Here is a 20,145-nt window from a genome sequence, read left to right on the forward strand (position 1 = left end):
GCGGATAAATCTGCGCAAGCTATCAAGCTAATGCTGGAGCAATCACCACCTGCTCACCCATCGCAAACGAAGCCTTCTGAATTAAGCCATCGGCTACCTCATAAACACAGAGCATTTCTACCGTACCTTTTCCCTCGGGAAAATTACGCGTAATGCGCTCATAATCCACCACAATCGGCCCCATTACCGTGCGCTGCAAAAGCTCAGCGTGTAAATCTGGCTCGGCAAATCGCACCAGCATCTTTGATCCCATCGCCACATGCCCCTCCACCAACAGCTCGCCATGCAGGGCAAACTGCTGAGCATCTGTAGCATAGGTTGCGAGCCAGGCATCGACATCTTTGGCGTTATAAGCATCCAATTGGCGTTGAATAACATCGACAGGACTAAGTGATTGCATTGTGGTTAATCCAATAGTTTGATCCCGAGCCGCTTATTCCTCGTGTCGCGGCTTCAAGAAGATTTTTAAGCCCCGTTACTGAGAGTCGCGATATAAATCCACTTTGCGGAGATTGAAACGACTCACCCCCCAATAAACGGCCCAGTTAAAAATAGGTTTTCCTCCGTGAAACTCCGTGTTCTCTGTGGCCTCCGTGGTTCAAGATTTTGGTTTCCGCTGAGTAACATCAGTTAATCATTTACAAAGCTTTAGCCTAAGCGATCCTACTAATAATAAACCAGATATTTAGCCTGCTCTTCGTCGTTCATCACGCAATCCCCTGCACTAAGCGCAGCTCTTGCAACTCCACCCCTGCCAACTCAAAAGTCTTAGATAGATCTGGCGTAAAGCCCGCCTTGGTATAAAACTGCAGCGCCCGCTGATTGCCTGCGAGCACCCAAAGGCTAAGCGCCTTAAAGCCCTGCTCCTGAATCAGCGCCTTGGCTGCGCAGTACAAAGCTAGTCCTACGCCTGCAGACCAGTGGGCGGGGCTAACGTATAAACTCCAGATTTCTGCCTGATCGCTTGCAGCATCTTCATCTCGGCAAGGGGCAAAAGAGATAAAACCCAATAGCCCATCGCCAGACTGAGCCACTAAGACTTGGCTGCTGCCCGTATTCAGCGCATTGCGCCACGTCGCCTCGCGCTTTTCGACCGATAATTGCGCCAGATAATCACTAGGCAATAAATCGCAATAAGCATACTGCCAGGAAAGCACATGGATTTTAGCGATGCTCAGGCAATCATCCTGAGTAGCCTTTTTAATTTCATACACGAGTTCTAATGCCATCTATTGCTACCCTAATGCTAAGCCGCAATAAGCTGCTTACTCATAAAATATTTACACCCTGTGACCGGATACGATGGCTGAATCCAGCCCACTTGGTAATTAAACTTTTCATAAAATGGTTGAGCCTGAAAATTAAGCGTATCTAAAAGTGCAAATTGACAGCCTCGCTCAATTGCAGCCGCTTCTAATTGCGCCAATATTTTAGAGCCCATATCCTGCCCACGTAATGCCTCGCTCACCCAGATATTTTCAATGAGCAGCCATAGGCCAAATGTTCTGGCACTTGCCCCTGCCAATAACACGCCCTCTTCGTCACGAGCAGCAATCGCTAAAGGATATTTAGTTTTAACTTCCCAAAGCTCTTCATTAAATGCAGTGATTTTTTCTTCTAATTCTTCAAATAAAGCAGCAGGTGGATTTTGTAGGGTTTCGATATTCATTAATTTAAGCCCAAGCAAAGACATTGAAAAATAATTTCAAATTAACAAAATTGTGCAGACCTAGCCATAAAGCCATCAATTTAAACGGGCTAATCTACTCAAGATAGGTATCTTACAACAGCTGTATCAGTACTGAGGGAGTACAAAAATCGGGCATGCAACGACTTGCGCTCCCTACTCAACGACCTCTAAGCATTTCAAATACGCAGCAGCCTCGTCCAGCTCCGCCTCGCTAAATACCCGGATTCCTGCATCTTGCAACAGAGCTGTAGTGACTCCGGCTTGGGCGTGCTTCGTGCCAGTAAAACTACCATCGTAGATATAAGACGAGCCACAGGATGGGCTGCCTTCTTTGAGAATGGCGATTTGGATATTTTTTGCTTTTGCGATTGCCAAAGCCTGCTTGGCTCCGCTCGCAAAGGCTTGGCTCACGTCTTGACCATCGGATTCCAGCACCTGCGCCTCGCCCTGTAAAACTTGCCAGCCAGTACGCGCAGCAGCAATTTCTGCAGGGGGACGGGGAATAGGCAAACCTGCGGCCACTTCAGGGCAAACCACAATTAACCTGCCCTCTTTATTCCAAGCAGCCAACACCGGGTGATCACTCGCTGCACCACTGCCGTTATACCGCACTGGCCGCCCCAATAAACAGGCGCTGACTAATACATATTGCATGCTGATTCCGTATTCAATCTGTGTGGATAGCCTTGTCTCGCCCTTTGCGAAGGATCACTCAAACACTCGCTATGTGCGTACAGCCTCACGGCGCAAAAAAACCAGCTCTAAGGCTTCCGGGCCTTTAAAACAGCGCTGGTACTCTGCAAAACCAAACGCAGCATACAAAGTTAATGCAGGCTTGTTTTTTGCAGCCGTCGTAACCGTCGACTCAGCGCCTTGCCCAATGACAAACCTTAATAAGCAACTTGCCAAGCCTTTACGCTGATAGCCAGGCGCAACCACTAAAGAGCAGATATTCATTTCACACAAGCTAATTACAGCAAGCAACACGCCTTCATCAGCAATGCCAAAGAAATGTTCATCGCTCTGCAAAATATCATCAAGCGTGGTGTTTAAAGGTGGAAAGTGTTTTGCACCGATCAGCTCAGCCTCCTGAGCATAAGCCGCCATTTGTACCGCATGGATTCCTTTTGCCACACTCGGGTCCCGCTGCTGCAATCGCTCTACAACCAACATCAAGCTACTTCCCTAAACACCGGCTCGCAGCGCACTTCTGATTTAACCGAGTTTGCAATAAAGCATTCTTCATGCGCTTCTGTGTGCATTTGGGCTAGCTCTGCTTGGGTAGGCAGGCGAGTCCCTGAGAAACTCACTTCCGGCCTGAGCGTCACCACGGCCACCCATTTTTTCCCTGCTGCATTTTTAGCCATTTCACCCACAGCCGCATCAAAGTAGCGATCGATGCAAAATTGATATTTGGCGGCAATCGATAAAAACCACAGCATATGGCAACTGGAAAGCGAGGCAATAAAAGCTTCTTCCGGGTCCAGTGCTGCGGCATCAGACATCGGTAAGGGTACGACATGAGGCGAAGAAGAGCCGGGGATTTCTAAGCCTCCATCAAAGCGCAGCAGATGTTTTCTGCTATAGCGATTGCTTAAAAAATCCTGCTCACCGCGAAGCCAAAGAATTTCTGCTGTGTGCTGGGACATTAGGTCTCTCTTTTAAAATTACTTTTTAATTAGGGCCACTCGCTGGTACAAAAAAGCTCACCCTATCCCCCCCCAAAGATTTGGCCTGATACATGGCCTCATCTGCGTTCTTTGCCAGCTCAGCCACTTCAACGCCATGCTCCGGGAACAAAGCAATGCCTATGCAGGATGAAATGACGAGCATTTTACCGTCAAGCGAAAATGGCTGATTTAGCGACTCTCGGATTTTCTCTGCCACTGCGCTGGCGTCACTTTCGCTGCTGATTTCTGGCAGTAGCACCATAAACTCATCGCCGCCGATCCGGCCCACACTATCTGAATCCCGCAGGCCGCCCAGCATGCGTTTGGCGGCATCTTCCAGTAGTAAATCGCCAATTGCATGGCCGTGTATATCATTAACCAGTTTGAATTTATCAAGATCAATAAATAAGAGAGCCAGCCGGGTTTGATTGCGCTTGGCTCTGACCAAAGCTTGATTCACCCGTTCAAACAGCAGAATACGATTGGGAAGCTGCGTCAGCATATCGTAATGAGCAGAATGGGCCAGCCGCTGGTGGATTTTTTTACGCTCGTTAATATCAAGCAGCATGGCAACATAATGCGTAGTTTTGCCCTCACTATCTTTAACAGGGCCCACATGCACTTCTTCCCAGTAGATTTCACCCGATTTACGCCGGGTTTGCAGCTCGCCTTCCCAGCGTTGGCCTTGCAATAAATAATCCCACATTTCTTGATAAGCCGAGTCATCGGTGTCTTCCGAGCGCAAAAAAGTAGGCGTTCGCCCCAAAGTTTCTGCCGCTGAATAGCCTGTTTCCTCTAAAAACTTAGGGTTTACATACTGAATCACCCGATTGGGGCCAGTAATTAAAACAGGGGTTGGGCTTTGTTCAATCGCAGTTGAAAAAACCTTCAAACGTTGCTCTGTAAGCAAGCCTTCTGCCAGGCTTTTTGCCAATCGGCCATTAAGACGATGGATATACAGCGCAATAATCCCCACCAGCGCGAGCAGACTTAATGCAGTCCATAGCAAGCTATAGATCCAGGATAAATCCGCTCTGGGGCTGGCTTCATATAAAAACCCATCTAAAGAAAAATGATTAGGCAGCATGCCAATCTCAGCATAGGTATCGGCAATATGCCGCCAGCGGCCCGGATTCATATACCCCACGGCAATTAAATCTGTACGCATCAGCGCAATCATTTGTGCCGCTTCAAATTCAAGCTGGGCTTGGCTTTTATGCTTTGAATATTTTCTTAAAATAAGCTGAATAACTTCATCGGGGTTCGCCATCGCGTATTCCCAGCCACGCAGGCTGGCCGCCCTAAATGCTTTCACTCGCTCTGGGTGTTGCTTAATTTGCTGCTCGCTAGTGAATAAATTATCGCCGTAAAAATCGATGCCCACAGAACGCGGGGTGTAGATCTGATATTTAACGCCTGCCTGATCCAGAATAAACGGCTCGTTAGTCAGATATGCAGAGATTGCATCCACGCCCCCCCCTATCAATGCATCCGTTTTAAAGTTATGAGCAAGCAACTTCAAACTATCCAGCGCGATACCTTCCCGCTTTAAATAGGCCAGCAGCTCTTCTGAAAGCGGCTCAATCATTATGCGTTTATCGTTTAAATCATGAATGCTTTGCAAAGGCTTTTTTTCAAGCGCAATCAGCACATAGGGTGAGTGCTGAAAGATAACACCCAAAACCACCACAGGTTTGCCCGCTTTGCGCGCCAGCAACAAGCTGCTGGTTCCTGTCGCAAAATCTGCCCTTCCTGAGACCACCTCGAGCAGCGGGTCTATGCCGGGCTGGGCTTCTTTAACTTCTACATTTAAGCCTGCCTGCTCGTAATAGCCCTTTTCTTTAGCCACGTAATATCCGGCAAACTGAAAGGCATGCTCCCACTTTAATTGCAGCGTCACCCCTTCACTTGCCACCGCACGGGGCAAAGTAAGCAATACGCAAAGCAACTGAATAAGGATAAATTTCATTCGAATATTCGCATTTATCTTACGTCATTCACAAGGTTATTTTAAATAATAAAGCAATGTAGCTATTAATCCTAATTAAATTAAAAATAGCCAAGAAAACGCAAGCAAACCGCATTCATTTATTAACTACCCTGAATAAATTAATTTAATAAATCCTGATTATGCCTCTTGCTCAATAACGTCTATGTAGATGGGCTCTTAAGAGCTGCCGCTCGGTTTTTAAAAATGTAGGGCGTAATCCTATCAACTTAAAGGAATATGTAGTTTGGGTTAGCAGTCTGTGTGCGAGGTTTACCAAGCTCAGATATATCGCGTAACTCAACATTCTTTTGCGCATAAATGCTGAGTTACGCTGGTTTATCCACCCTTAAATAGGCGACTAAACCAACTAATCCAGCCTACAAAACGATCATGTCCGCGGGTTTTGCTTAAGTTGATAGAACTGGGGTAAAGCCCGCGTAACATACCAAATCAACAAGCAAGTTTTGCCCGCCCTGCAATATTTATAATGAATTTCAAACAAATCCATATTTATGTAAAAAAATCAATTTCTCTTACAAAGATAGCAAAAACATAAATAAAATTAAAAAACATCAGCAATAGTAATTTAAGTAAATAAATAAAAAAACATTCATAAAATTTAAATAAAATAAATAACAATACGACATAAATAACTTAGGCTGTGGTTGCACAAGAGATGTTTTTTCTGAGTAAGCACAGCTTACAGCCGGCGAGAAATCTTGCCTTCAGTGTATTTATCATGTCATATAAAATTGATCTAGATGTTATTTTACTTACATACAACTAAGCGACGATCAATGCCCTTTGAGGAGAAAAACAATGAGCATCGATCGCCGTCAGTTTTTAAAATATGCAGGAGCAGGCAGCGCACTCACCGCCTTGCCAGTCAGCGTACAGCGCGCCATTGCCGCCGGAACACAAAGTGGTAGCTTGTCTTCAGTGGCGCATGTGGTGATTTTAAGCCAAGAAAACCGCTCATTCGATCATTACCTAGGCAGTCTGAATGGTGTGCGTGGTTTTAATGATCCGCATCCGCTGCGCTTGCCCGATGGCAGCAGTGTTTTTGCACAAAAAAATGCCAGCAATCAAACCATCTGGCCTTTTCGCCTCAATAGCAAAACCACCAATGCCCAGTGCATGGTTGATGTAAACCACGATTGGAGCAGCGGCCGGAATGCTTTTAATCTTGGAAAAATGGATAGGTGGATTCCCAATAAAGGCAATTACGCCATGGGCTATTATCAGCGCGAAGATATCGCCTTTCATTACGCACTATCAGATGCCTTTACCACCTGTGATCATTTCTTTTGCTCTGCCAATACCAGCACCAATCCCAACCGCCTGTTTTTAATGTCCGGCAGCAATGGCCAAGGCCAGTGGGCTAATGGTGCGGTAATGGATAATAATGAGAGCATCTCTTTTACCTGGACCACCTATGCCGAGCGCCTGCAAGCGGCGGGTATCAGCTGGAAAATGTATCAGGAGCAAGATAATTACGACGACAACGCCTTAGCTTGGTTTAGCAAATTTAAGCTCGCCCCTCCCTCCTCGGCGCTTTATCAGCAAGGCATGGCCCGCCGCACTCGCGACGCCTTTGCCAAAGATGTGGCCAATGATGCACTTCCCGCAATCAGCTGGATTATTGCCCCCGCTGCCCTTTCCGAGCATCCGTCCCATGCACCCAATACTGGGGCCAATTACGCCAAAATTTTTCTGGATGCGCTTGCCAGCAATCCTGCGGTATGGGCAAAAACAGTATTTATTTATACCTACGATGAAAATGGCGGCATTTTTGACCATGTTGTCCCTCCCACCGCACCTATCGGCACCGCAAATGAATGGAAAGATGGCTACCCGCTAGGGCTAGGGCACCGCATGCCCACTTGGCTGATTTCACCGTGGAGCGTCGGCGGCTTTGTCTATAGCCAAACCTGTGATCTGACTTCGGTAGTGCGCTTTCTGGAGAAATTTACCGGTATTCAGGAGCCCAATATCAGTGCATGGCGGCGTAGTGTCTGTGCCGATTTAACAGATGGCTTCGATTTTTCTGCCAGTGGCTATGGTTACCCCTCCACCATTCCCGATACAGCAATCCTCGCCAGCGATGCAGATTACGCCTGTAAAAACCTGCCTGCCGCCGTACCCAATGGTGAATTAGCCAAGCCCATCACCGAGGCGGGCGGATCGCGCCCGCTACGCCCACTGGCTATTCAGCCCCGCCTTGATGCCCAGGTCGATCCTGCCAGCAAAAAAATCACCCTGCAATTGAGCAATACCGGTAGCCTGGCCGCAGCCTTTGATCTGCATGGCTATGGCGCCTTGGTATTTAATCCGATCTTTATCACCGTGCCCGCCAATGGCGTACAAAACCAAGTGATTGATGCTACGGCCGCCGCCAATGGCAAATTTGATATCGCCATTCATGGCCCCAATAGTTTTTATCGCCGCTTTGCCGGTAGTGTTTCGGCCAGCGCATGGCAAAATGGGGCTTACCCGCAAATCACCGTCAGCCCCAATCTGGGCGGTGGCTTTATCAGCATCGCGGTACAAAACCGCGCCGCTGCGCCACTTACTCTCTTTATCGATGATTACTTAGCGGGCCAGCGCACACCGCAAACCATTGCCGCCAATAGCAACAACACCTTCATCGTCTCCACCCTAAATAACTGGTACGACATCATGCTGCTGATTGATGGCGATATCGGCTTTATCTACGAATATTGCGGCCATATCGAAGGCGGAATAAGCCAGACCTTCCCTGGCCGAATCCATATCCCCGGCCTTCCTCCTACCCCAACGCCGACACCTACCCCGCCGCCAATTGCCGAATTTACCGCTGCCCTGCTCAATAATTTGACGCATTACTACCGCAGCGAAAACAATCTGGCCGATGAGCTAAGCGGCAGTGCGCTCAGCAGCGTAGGCAGCATCAGCTACCCCGCCGGTAAGTTTTCATCCTGCTTGCAGCTGGATGCCAGCAAAGGCTGTGCCGCGTTTATGCCATTTGAAATCAGCAGCAGCGCCTTTACCCTTGGCTTCTGGCTCAAAATACCAAGCAATATGGGCAGCAATATGAGCAGTATCGCCACTAATAAAGACTGGGCTTCGGGGAAAAACACGGGGATTTCCATCGGGCACTCGGGGGACGGGCGCTTTAAATTTAATATCGGCGATGGCACAAACCGCGCCGATGCTTACCTGAGCATGGTGACAGGCGCATGGGTGTATGTCGCCATCGCCCTTAATCCTGCCAATAAAACCATGCGTTGCTACGCCAGCAATCCCAGCGGGATCGTCAGCGAAACCACGCTTTCCTATAGCAATGTTAGCGGCAATATCGTCCCAAGCTACAAGCGCTGGGCCTTAAACGAAGATGCACGTGGCGATTATTACAAACGCTATCCAAAGGAAAAATTCATCCTTAGCTTCGACGACATCGCCATCTGGAACCGCCTGCTGCCCGCCAGCGAAATCCGCGCTATTGCCGGGGCAAATAAAGCTTTGCAAACACTACGTTAATAAGGATTGAATGGGTGAAAGCTGCGCTAGGATAAACGCTTAAGCGTCAAGGGCCGGGCTTTCATAAAGCCCGGCCCTTTTTAAATCAGGGAGGAGCTTGCCACCAACAGCCTCGCTGTTGTTCGCCCGATTAGAACTCCATCCCCCTGTAATATTTACCGCCAGCCCGCTTAGCCAGCGATATAAGGTCGGCTACACAGGACGATGCTGCAAAAACAAGGGATAATGCGGCCAAAAATGCGCATTATTTAAGGAATTACCCATGGAAATTAAGGTCAACTTTCTCGATAAGCTTCGTCTTGAAGCCAAGTTCGATGACTTCACAGTGATCGCCGATCAGCCTATCCGCTATAAGGGCGATGGCTCGGCACCGGGCCCATTCGATTACTTTTTAGCTTCATCCGCTTTGTGCGCGGCTTATTTTGTGAAGTTGTACTGCGAAACCCGCAATATTCCAACCGAGCATATCCGCCTATCGCAGAACAATATTGTTGACCCGGAAAACCGCTACCAGCAGATTTTTAAGATTCAGGTGGAGTTGCCTGCGGATATTTCTGCCAAAGACAGGCAGGGCATTTTGCGCTCTATCGACCGTTGCACCGTAAAAAAAGTCGTGCAAACCGGCCCCGAGTTTGTCATTGAGGAGGTAGAGAGTTTAGAGGCCGATTCTCAGGCCTTGCTCACTTTGAATTCAAGCACCGACGCCGCCACCTATATCGTGGGCAAGGATCTGCCCCTTGAGCAAACCATCGCCAATATGTCGGGGCTGCTTGCCGATCTGGGCATCAAAATTGAAATCGCTTCATGGCGCAATATTGTGCCCAATGTGTGGTCGCTGCATATCCGCGATGCGCACTCGCCCATGTGTTTTACCAATGGCAAAGGCGCAAGCAAAGAAAGTGCGCTGGCGTCCGCGCTGGGCGAGTATATCGAGCGGCTTAGCTGCAATCATTTCTATGCCGGTCAGTTTTGGGGCGAAGAGCTCGCCAACGCAGATTTTGTGCATTACCCGCAGGAACGCTGGTTTCAGCCCGGCCCTAAAAATGCCCTACCGCTTGAGATTCTGGATGACTACTGCCGTGAAATTTACAACCCAGATGGCGAATTACTGGGCACGCATCTATATGACACCAACTCCGGCAATGTAGAGCGCGGCATCTGCTCGCTGCCCTTTGTGCGCCAGTCGGATGGCGAAACGGTGTATTTCCCCTCTAACCTGATCGAAAACCTCTTTGTGAGCAATGGCATGAGCGCTGGCAATACGCTGGCCGAAGCGCAGGTGCAATGCCTTTCAGAGATTTTTGAGCGCGCAGTAAAACGCGAAATTTTAGAAGGCGAAATCACCCTGCCCGATGTGCCGCAAGAAGTGCTGGCGAAATACCCAAGCATTCTGGCCGGGATTGCTGGCCTCGAAGAACAAGGCTTTCCGGTACTGGTCAAAGATGCATCACTCGGCGGCGTTTATCCGGTCATGTGCGTCACCCTGATGAACCCGCGTACCGGCGGTGTATTTGCCTCCTTCGGCGCGCACCCCAGTTTAGAAGTGGCTTTAGAGCGCAGCCTGACTGAACTGCTGCAAGGCCGCAGCTTTGAAGGCCTGAACGACCTACCCCGCCCCACCTTTGAAAGCCATGCTTTAACTGAGCCAAATAACTTTGTTGAGCATTTCATCGATTCAAGCGGCATTGTTTCATGGCGCTTTTTCAGTGCAAAATCGAATTACAACTTTGTTGAATGGGATTTCTCCAGCCACGGGGACAACGCCAATACCGAAGAAGCCGCGGCCCTTTTCGGCATTCTCAAAGACCTAGGCAAAGAGTCCTATATGGCGATATACGATCAATTAGGCGCCACAGCCTGCCGCATTCTGGTGCCCGCCTATTCAGAAATTTATCTGGTAGAAGATTTAATCTGGGATAACACCAACAAAGCGCTGCTGTTCCGCGAAGACATTTTGAATTTGCATAGGCTGGACAATGCCGCCCTGGCCGCGCTGCTAGAGCGTCTGGAAGACAACGAGCTGGGCGATTACTCCAAGGTATCGGATTTAATTGGCATCAAATTTGACGAGAACACAGTATGGGGCCAGCTGACCGTTCTGGAATTAAAGCTGCTGATTAATCTAGCCTTGCAGCAATTTGAAGACGCGCACGATATGGTCGGTGCCTTCTTGCAATACAACGACAACACCTTAGATCGCGTGCTGTTTTACCAGGCCCTCAATGCCGTGCTGGACGTGCTGATGGATGATGAGCTGGAGCTGGCCGACTACGAAATCAACTTCCGCCGCATGTTCGGCAACCCACGCATGGACGCAGCAATTGGCTCCGCCAACGGCAGCGTACGTTTCTTCGGACTCACTGAAACCAGCATGAAACTGGAAGGTCTCGACAAACACCACCGCCTGATCGACAGCTACAAAAAACTGCATGCAGCGCGGGGCCGTTTTGTGGCAAAGACTGCATAAACCAGCTCTTTGTGCAGATAAAAAAACGACCTTCAAACCTAAAAGGTTGAAGGTCGTTTTTTTGCAAAAAATTACAGTTGGAAACGATATCAGATAAAAACGTCAGCCCATTTCAGCTATTTCTCAATACTATTGTCGCAAGCAACCGTCTCATACCCACTCAGCACCCAATGCTTCTGCCTGCTGCAGTACCGTCTGAATGGCATCTTCCTGAAAATCAGGCGGGTAGCCATATTTACGCAGGATACGCTTCACCATAATCCGTAATTTGGCACGTACGCTTTCACGTTGCGACCAATCCACGCTGATGTTTTTTCGCAAATTGGTCGTAAGCTCATGGGCAATGCGTTTGAGCGTTTCGTCCGGCAGTTCACGCACCGCCGATTCATTATTGGCCAGTGCATCATAAAACTTTACTTCGTCTTCTGATAATCCCAAGGCCTCTCCGCGCCCAGCGGCTTCACGGAATTTCTTGGCCATGGCGACCAGCTCTTCCATCACTTGTGCAGTTTCAATACTACGATTTTGATAACGTTTAACCACATCAGTCAGTAGCTCAGAAAACTTTTTCTGCTGCACCACATTACTGGCAAACTTAGATTTTATTTCCCCTTCCAGCAAGCGCTCTAGCAATTCTACGGCCAAGTTTTTCTCTGGCAGATTACGCACTTCAGCCAAAAAGTCATCATCCAGCAGACCAATATTGGGCTTATCCAAACCCACCGCATCAAAGATGTCGACTACTTCATCTGAAGCAACCGCCTGCCCGATAATCTGGCGAATAGCCAGCTCCCTATCATCATTGCTGAGTTTTTTTGCGCTCAGATCCCGCTTAATCAGCAGCACTTTCACCGCTTGCAAAAAGGCAACTTCTTCACGTACGGCTTTGGCTTCATCCATGGTGCCGCACAGGCTGAATGCTTTACTCATCGCCAGTGCGTTATCTGCAAAACGCTTTTTACCGTCTTCTAACCCCAGTACATGATTAGCTGCGCCAGCCAACAGGCGATGACCGCCAGTGATAAATTCGCTGTAATCAAAGCCATGCAACATGCCGCGCAAGATATCGATTTTCTCTTCGAGCACCGCCCACGCTTCCGCCGTATCCACCGTCGGTTTACCGCGCCCATTGCTGGCGGTGTATTCCTTGAGTGCCGCTTTCAGTTCGTTGGCGATGCCAATGTAATCAACGACCAAGCCGCCCTGCTTATCGTGAAATACCCGATTCACCCGCGCAATGGCCTGCATCAGATTGTGACCTTTCATGGGCTTGTCGATATACAGCGTATGCACGCAGGGCGCATCAAAGCCAGTGAGCCACATATCGCGCACAATCACTAATTGCAAAGGATCATTTGGATCTTTAAAGCGTTTTTCCAGCCGCTTTTTGACTTGCTTAGGGTAGATGTGAGGCCGGAGCAAAGCCTTGTCACTCGCCGAGCCGGTCATCACAATTTTGATCGCGCCCAGCTCCGGGTCATCGTTATGCCAATCCGGGCGCAGCTTGATTAACTCGTTATATAAATGCACGCAAATCTCGCGGCTCATCGCCACAACCATTGCTTTGCCCGATTGGCTTTGTTGGCGTGTTTCAAAGTGATTCACCAAATCAGCCGCCACACTGGCAATACGTGGCTCCGCGCCGACAATCCGCTCCAGTGCCGCCCATTTAGATTTAAGCTTGCCTTGCTCGCTTTCTTCTTCATCCTCAGCCAGCTCATCGACATCATCATCAATCTGAGCCATTTCATCGACTTTCAGGCTTAATTTTGCCAGCCGCGATTCATAGTAAATCGCCACCGTCGCGCCATCTTCCTTGGCCTGCTGCATATCGTAGATGTGGATGTATTCACCAAATACCGAGCGCGTATCTCTGTCTTCAGAAGATACCGGCGTGCCGGTAAACGCCACAAAAGTGGCATTGGGCAGCGCATCGCGCAGATGCTGGGCGTAGCCGACTTGATAGCTGCTTTCCAAATATTGGGGACTAGCCTCTTTAGCGACGCCAGCCAGATTGGGGGCTTGGATAGGCTTTGGTAGGCGTTGTTTTAGTTTTGCTTCAAAACCATACTGCGTGCGATGTGCCTCATCGGCAATCACCACAATATTGTGGCGGTCTGATAACAGGGGGAAAACATCTTCGTCCTCCCCCGGTGCAAACTTTTGGATCGTGGCAAATACAATCCCGCCAGAGGGGCGGTTGCTCAATTTGGCGCGCAAGTCTTGCCGCGTACTCACTTGCACCGGTTGCTCGCGAAGCAAATCCTGAGCCAAAGAAAACACACCGAACAGCTGGCCATCCAGATCATTGCGGTCGGTAATCACCACAATGGTCGGGTTTTCCATCGCAGCTTCCCGCATCACCCTTGCGGCAAAGCAGGTCATGGTGATGCTCTTGCCCGATCCCTGCGTATGCCAGACCACGCCTCCTTTGCCTTTTTTGCCACCGATCACATCGGGGCGAGATGCTGTAACCACTCGTTCAATGGCTGTACGGACAGCGTGAAACTGGTGATAACCAGCAATCTTTTTGACCAGCGTGCCATCGTCTTCAAACAGCACAAAAAAGCGCAAATAATCGAGTAGATAGGCAGGCGCAAGAATGCCGCGAATCAGCGTTTCTAGTTCATTAAATTGCCCTAATGGATCAAGGCTAATGCCATCAATCGTGCGCCATTGCATATAGCGCTCGGCATTGGCCGATAAAGATCCCATCCGCGCCTCAGAGCCATCCGAAATCACCAGAATTTCGTTGTACTGAAATACATCAGAAATTTGCGCTTTATAAGTTTGAATCTGCTCGAATGCTTTATAAATATCCGCGTTTTTATCGGTAGGATTTTTAAGCTCCAGCAGCACCAGCGGCAAGCCATTTACAAATAAAATAATATCAGGGCGACGTGGCTGTTTTACCCCTTTTAGCGTGTACTGATTCACCGCGAGGAATTCATTCTGGCTCGCTACGGCAAAATCAATCAGCCTTACAAAATCCCCGCGCGTTTCGCCGTCTTTCTGGTATTGCACCGGCACGCCATTCACCAGCAAACCATGAAAATGCCGATTCGCCGCCAATAAAGCTGGCGTGCCTAAATCCAGTACCTGCCTAAGCGCATCGGCCTGTGCCACTAAAGGAATCAAGGGATTTAATCGTGCAATAGCGGAGCGCAGACGTTCAATTAAAACCGGCTGCATATAATCAGCACGCTCTGCATCTTTACCATCCGGCGCAATATCATAGCCACACACATGGCGATACCCAACTTCAACTAACCAGCTCAGCGCTTCTTGTTCTAATTGGTCTTCGGTCATTCACGCCTCCCAGCGCTCTCCGATTTGGTCAGCAGCCTGCTGACTGAATTGCTTTACATCATGTCGAAAAATATCGATCAAATCGACATATCACAAAAACGTGTTTAAAAATTACGCAAAAATCGACACGTTTACTCGGTCATTAAGGTGCTCCGCCTTCATCTGCAACAAACCTTTCCTTATACATGGCCGATTTTGCACGATGCAATTGCAAAAAGCGCGGCATCAACGCCTCGCATTGCGCTGGAGTAGCACCCGCATATTCACGCGCCCATGAGCAAAAAAACGCTTCAAATGGCCAAAAATAATCACCGCCACGCACTCTACGCAGCGTGTCATTGATCTTCATATCAAAGGCAGCTGCCTCACCCTCTGGATTAGGCAGGCAACCATTCATATGAAAGGCATAGTCACATTCACGCGCCACTTCATTGATATGCGTTTGCGCGCTGCGGTCAACGCCAGCAACGAAACAGTATCGCTGACCACGTTCCAATATCCGTTCAATCGCCGCGACGGCATCCACTTCGGATAAGTAATTTACATCATGGTTAATCCACAGCAGCAAATTCACCAGCCGCGCGTAAAACTGTTTCAGCAGCGTTTCGCCATCGCCTTTCTTGATGCCCCAAAACACCATAGAAAAACGCGTTTCGCGCTCCATCACGATGAACACATTCTGCCGCGCCAACTTAATCGCATGCACCTGCCAAGCCCACGGCCCAGCCGCTTCTGGAACTGGCGCAGCTTCTAACCACGATTTGACCAAGCCTTTTTGGGTGGTTTCTAGCGCCTCAGCGGCGGCTTTTGAGCAATAGAACTGCATAACTGACCCTGTTTATGAACACGAACAAGCTTACTCATCCCAATCGGCATCATCATGCCCACTCAGCTCATCCGCCATTTCGGCCTCAATCGCCGCAATACTTGGCAAGCTGTGCTCCAGTGTTTCTGGCAAATCGCGTAGTAATTGGTATTCGGCCACACCAATAGGTTTATCGATGCCTGACAGTGCGTATTCCGCCACCAGTCGGTTTTGCTGCTTGCACAGCAACAAACCAATCGTCGGCTTATCCTCTGGCGCTTTAATCTGCGCATCAACCGCTGCCAGATAAAAATTAAGCTGCCCTGCGTGCTCTGGCTTGAATGCCGTCGCTTTCAACTCAACCACCACATAACATTTCAAGCGGGTATGGTAAAACAGCAAGTCGATAAAGAACTCATCGCCACCAACTTCTAGCCGATACTGCCGCCCCATAAAGGCAAAGCCCGCGCCCAGCTCCAGCAAAAATCGCGTGATATGCCGCACCAAGCCATCTTCAATTTCACGCTCTTGCGCCTCATTACCCAAGCCGAGAAAATCGAACAGATACGGGTCTTTCAGCGTTTCTTGCGCAAGTGCCGACTCAGTAGCGGGCAAACGCGCCACAAAATTAGTCACTGCTGAACCTTGGCGTAGTTGCAAGCGGTCTTTGATATTCGCTTCCAACGTACTACGCGACCAGCCGTTCACCACAGCTTACGTGGCATACCATTCGCGCTCGTCTTTCTCGCTCAGCTTGGTCAGCAAGATCACAATATGAAACCACGGCAATTGGGCAGCAGGCTGCTGCCCAAATTGGCCATCAGGACAATGCTCGGCAAAATAGGCCATGTATTTCAGATTGCGCCCCGAAAAGCCGCGCATTTCGGGAAAGGCTGCTTTCAGGTCGTCTGCTAGCCGGGTGATAACCTTTGCTCCCCAGCCTTGCTGCTGTTGCCGTGCCAAAATCCCCTGTCCGATACGCGCATACAGCGCCACCAGTTCCGCATTCACCGCCAGCGCCGCCCGCTTTTGACTACCGGCAATATCAGACTTCAGTTGCCCCAGCCAATCGGCATAGCCTTCGGGCAATGGCAACGTAGCTGCCTCACTCATACTGAATCCCTCATACAAACTCGCTTCAAATCATTCGTTTTAGGCCGCGCTGACCAATACATCTTGGACTGGCATCGAAAGTTGATCGATTAAGTTTTGTGCGGCACACGAATCTTCTAAATCAAAAGGCAGCACGCGCAATGACAGTTTTTCATCGAAATGAAAGTCTGCTATCGGCTTAGTGCAATTAAATTTTGGCCAAGCCGGATAAATCAGCACCAACTCACCGCTACCCTTCAGATACTTTTGGCCATAAGCAAACAACTGATAAAAATCACTTTGGCTCAGTCCATAGTTATTGCTGCGATCAGCTGCGTCGAGCAACTTCCACTTTGTATCCAAGATAATTTGCGGCTGCCCATGCAGATTCAGCAGCAAGTCCGGTTTTAACCGGAAAATTCGCTCGCCCTTGTGACTACACAAATATTCAGATTGCACCTGACTACGCAGCGCACCAAGGGGCAACAGCATCCGCAACTGCTGCTCCACATAACTCTCAAACAGTTTTTCCATGGGAAACAGCAGGCTGATACCACGATACTCACCAGCCACAGCCAAAGGCATCTGCTGGTGCAAAATCAATTCGCACCAAGATTTAATGCCTTGGTAATGCGCCATCAGCCTGTCGTTACGCCATAGCCGAAAATCCTGCTCAATATCACGACTAGGCGGCAACTCATGCAGCATGCCTGCCAGCTCATGCGCTAAGCGCCAGTTTTCGGCATCCTGAGTATTGCGGCAAACTAGCTCAAGCGCGGATTTCAGTAGGCGATTTTCCGGTCGATCTGGAAGGAAAATATCATGCCGGATCTGAAAAAAATGCTGGCGACCGGGCGGCTGGCGCATTTGCTTCACAACATCAAGCTGCCCGCGTAAATAGCGCTGCTCTTCTTCAACCCGTAGATAATCAAAGCGCAAACCACGCTTAATTAAATGATCCAACTCAAATAAAAACTGCTGCATCACCCATTCGGCCAGTGGCGCATCGTAAAGCTCAAGGCTGGCCACCTCGGTGTGACGCGCAGACATTTGCAAGGCCGAGCTGATCAGCTTGCGCATCAAACCACGCGCCTCAACCACGCAATCATCGTCAGTTCGATGCTTGGGCAGAATTTCAATCACCTGCCCGCACGGGCTCTCCAACACGCCGACGAAATTATCTAACTTCAGCCGGCGCCGACCATCTACCTGCAACAACGATGCGCCTGACGAGCGAAATCGCCCCGCTAATTCACAAAGCCAGCCAAAAGCGGTTTTGCTAATTTGAGCCTCATCGAGTGTTGGATGAGGCAGAGGGCTCGTCGTAAGCCGCGCATATTCACGCACGACAATCGGGGCAAGCACTACGCCTGCTCCGACTTATCAGTCCAAGGGTTTACACCGCCAATGCCGCGATAGGCGTTAATGCGCTGAAACGCTTGCGGATTCAAGCACCAGCGTTTGGTAGGGCGCAATTTATCCTGCACACCCGGAAAAAGTGCACTCACCACCAAATCCACATCCTCAATGACAAACGCATCCTCACCAGCCTTGCTCTGGTCATTCAATACCCAGCGAATGCGCTCCCAATCCTCAAAGAAATACTCTTGCAGCAGTGGAATAATGTTCTGCTGGAAAATCTCGGCCAGTTTACTGAGTGTATTTCCACCTTCGACCACTAAGGGCATCAAGTATGCATGGCCCAAGCAATGGTCGCGGTCGAGTAGGACGGCAATGCGCTGATTCATGACCCGTAGCATCGCGCCAATATCAACGCCATCCACCATCACGCCATCTAACAACTCTGGTTTTGGTGGCATTTCCTTGAAGGCAAAACGTCTGCGCAACGCAATATCCAATCCGGCCAGTGAACGGTCAGTCGTGTTCATTGTGCCAATGATGTAGACATTACCGGGAATACTGAAGGGCTCTTTCGAGTAAGGCAAAGTCACAGAGAGTGACTCTTCAGCACCTGCACGCTTTGAAGACTCAATCAGCGTAATAAGTTCGCCAAAAATGCGTGAAATATTGCCACGATTAATTTCATCGATAATTAGCACAAAGGGAAGATTGGCCGCAGAGCTTGTGATCTGAGCACTCTCTTCAGCTTTTGCTCCGCTTCTCAGAATAGTGTCCAGCAAAATGGGCCATTTAAAGCGATGTAGCTCATAGACCGTTTTTTGGGTAAAAGTCTTACCATCATTCAGCGGCTTAGCGGGCAGATCTAAATCTTTATAGAGCCAATCCACACCGATGGAGTGCGGATAATGGTTGTCGGCTAATTCCGGCACTTCATCGTAGTAATAATCTCTAGTCACGACGCCGACCGCACCGATTGAGTCTTGACCATTGATACTCACAATAACATCACCAATAGCAATGTCATTGGCAAAAGAAGTCACAGTACTTCGATCATTACTTCCCAAACTATTCAAATAACGTTCACCATCTTCATTGAGGTTTTTCATATCCCCCAAATCAGGCCAGCCAATACGCGCCTGCCCATTTTGCAAACAATACGCTTTCAAAGGGGAATTTCCTGTTCCCCCAATAGAAATTTTCCAAACACGTACATCATCAGCGACATTGACTTTCGATTGTCCTGTGACTTCCACATGCTTTGCATCACGAACTATCTGTTTAAACACGCCATCCTGAACTTTATAACGTAATTGGCCGTCTTTGTTATTTTCCGCCCGCAACCCTTCCACAAAATCTTCGTAGCTAAAACTCTGATGGAAAGTCACAAAGCGGATACGGCCATTACTCATTAGCTCATTAAAACGAGTTTTAAGCGCCATCCGATCATGGGGGTTCTGCTGCAACAGCGGTGGATCAAGAATTTCCAGTGCTGCATTGATGGTGTGGTAAGTTTTACCGGTGCCCGGTGGGCCATATAAAATTTGATTCAATTGAGCCATTGTTGCAAGCTCGCTCGATTTTTTTTGCGTGGATGCTTCTTGGCTGCTAGTGATACTGATCAAATAACAATTTTGTTGCTCAGAATCTTTAATAATCGTCACTATTGCACCAGGGCGTAATGCCGAAAATCGTTTATTAAAGCGTGCTTGAATTCGCCCATGCTGACCAAGAATACGCGTTTCAATCCGTTCACCATCTGGCCAGATCAAAATAAAGGTGCTCTGGCTTTTTCCGCTATCGTCAGCAATATATGCAGCAGGAAAAAAATCTATATTGCCATTTACGGTGATATAGCCATTTCTGATTGCCCCATCCGTAAGAGCGACTCGAAAACAATCGCTCTGCTCCTGTTGCCGCTCTCTTTGAAAATCAAGCCATCGACCCAATGCATTTCTTACCGAGCCATTACCTTTATTTCCGATATCAGCATGCACCCCTCGTAGACCAAAATCGGCATACAACGTTTCTAGCTGCGCAATATCACTACACTGGAAAACATCAATCCCAAAATGATTTGCACCTAGCGCCGCTAAATAATTTGCGCACGTATTTTCGGTATAATTTTTCTTTAATAACCACTGTTTAAATAACTCACGCATTTTTGTTTTTTCCGATCCAATTTCGCTATTGTTCTGTCAGCTAGTCCGTAGCTAGCGCGTCATATCAATTAGGCGCAGATGA

General features: G+C 48.8%; 13 protein-coding genes and 1 pseudogene. 2 read left to right on the forward strand and 12 right to left on the reverse strand.

The genetic code is table 11. The features are described from left to right. Window positions 1-22: 22 nt before the first annotated feature. From VN23_RS13560 to VN23_RS13590, 7 genes are all read right to left on the reverse strand, one after another. The gene (locus tag VN23_RS13560; protein ID WP_046352369.1) at window positions 23-400 is read right to left on the reverse strand and encodes a nuclear transport factor 2 family protein; all 378 of its coding nucleotides are present in this window, start codon (window positions 398-400) and stop codon (window positions 23-25) included. Window positions 401-707: 307 nt separating this feature from the next. Next, entirely contained in the window at window positions 708-1,229 is a 522-nt protein-coding gene (locus tag VN23_RS13565) for a GNAT family N-acetyltransferase (RefSeq protein WP_046352370.1), read from the reverse strand. 17 nt (window positions 1,230-1,246) lie between these two features. Then, entirely contained in the window at window positions 1,247-1,669 is a 423-nt protein-coding gene (locus tag VN23_RS13570; RefSeq protein ID WP_046352608.1) for a GNAT family N-acetyltransferase, read from the reverse strand. Window positions 1,670-1,843: 174 nt separating this feature from the next. Beyond that, window positions 1,844-2,344 (reverse strand): DUF523 domain-containing protein, encoded by a 501-nt coding sequence (locus VN23_RS13575; protein ID WP_046352371.1) that lies wholly within the window; start codon window positions 2,342-2,344, stop codon window positions 1,844-1,846. 69 nt (window positions 2,345-2,413) lie between these two features. Further along, window positions 2,414-2,863, reverse strand: a complete 450-nt coding sequence (locus VN23_RS13580) for a GNAT family N-acetyltransferase (protein ID WP_046352372.1) — start codon at window positions 2,861-2,863, stop codon at window positions 2,414-2,416. Next, complete coding sequence (locus VN23_RS13585) at window positions 2,863-3,339, reverse strand: OsmC family protein (protein WP_046352373.1); 477 nt, start codon at window positions 3,337-3,339, stop codon at window positions 2,863-2,865. Before VN23_RS13585 ends, VN23_RS13580 begins: the two co-directional genes overlap by 1 nt. Window positions 3,340-3,364: 25 nt before the next feature. Continuing rightward, on the reverse strand, window positions 3,365-5,329 hold the full coding sequence (locus VN23_RS13590; protein ID WP_062654910.1) for a GGDEF domain-containing protein: 1,965 nt from the start codon (window positions 5,327-5,329) through the stop codon (window positions 3,365-3,367). Window positions 5,330-6,169: 840 nt separating this feature from the next. Here VN23_RS13590 and VN23_RS13595 point away from each other — a divergent pair. Together VN23_RS13595 and VN23_RS13600 are read left to right on the forward strand one after the other, a co-directional pair. After that, window positions 6,170-8,869 (forward strand): phosphocholine-specific phospholipase C, encoded by a 2,700-nt coding sequence (locus VN23_RS13595; protein ID WP_052746636.1) that lies wholly within the window; start codon window positions 6,170-6,172, stop codon window positions 8,867-8,869. 262 nt (window positions 8,870-9,131) lie between these two features. Next, window positions 9,132-11,336: an OsmC domain/YcaO domain-containing protein gene (locus VN23_RS13600; protein WP_046352375.1), complete on the forward strand. Its 2,205-nt coding sequence runs from the start codon at window positions 9,132-9,134 to the stop codon at window positions 11,334-11,336. A 150-nt stretch (window positions 11,337-11,486) separates the two neighbouring features. Here the strand turns inward: VN23_RS13600 and VN23_RS13605 are convergent, their stop codons facing one another. From VN23_RS13605 to VN23_RS13625, 5 genes and pseudogenes are all read right to left on the reverse strand, one after another. Continuing rightward, on the reverse strand, window positions 11,487-14,645 hold the full coding sequence (locus tag VN23_RS13605) for a type I restriction endonuclease subunit R (RefSeq protein ID WP_046352376.1): 3,159 nt from the start codon (window positions 14,643-14,645) through the stop codon (window positions 11,487-11,489). Between the two features lie 142 nt (window positions 14,646-14,787). Continuing rightward, a complete protein-coding gene (locus VN23_RS13610) occupies window positions 14,788-15,471 on the reverse strand; it encodes a DUF6933 domain-containing protein (protein ID WP_052746637.1) in 684 nt (227 codons plus the stop codon). A 30-nt stretch (window positions 15,472-15,501) separates the two neighbouring features. Further along, window positions 15,502-16,563, reverse strand: a pseudogene (locus VN23_RS13615) (PDDEXK nuclease domain-containing protein). A 39-nt stretch (window positions 16,564-16,602) separates the two neighbouring features. Then, entirely contained in the window at window positions 16,603-17,907 is a 1,305-nt protein-coding gene (locus VN23_RS13620; protein ID WP_046352377.1) for an McrC family protein, read from the reverse strand. Beyond that, a complete protein-coding gene (locus VN23_RS13625) occupies window positions 17,907-20,063 on the reverse strand; it encodes an AAA family ATPase (protein ID WP_052746638.1) in 2,157 nt (718 codons plus the stop codon). The genes VN23_RS13620 and VN23_RS13625 overlap by 1 nt, the downstream gene beginning before the upstream one ends. Window positions 20,064-20,145: the final 82 nt, after the last annotated feature.

Source organism: Janthinobacterium sp. B9-8, from assembly GCF_000969645.2.
In the GTDB taxonomy this organism is placed as follows: domain Bacteria; phylum Pseudomonadota; class Gammaproteobacteria; order Burkholderiales; family Chitinibacteraceae; genus Iodobacter.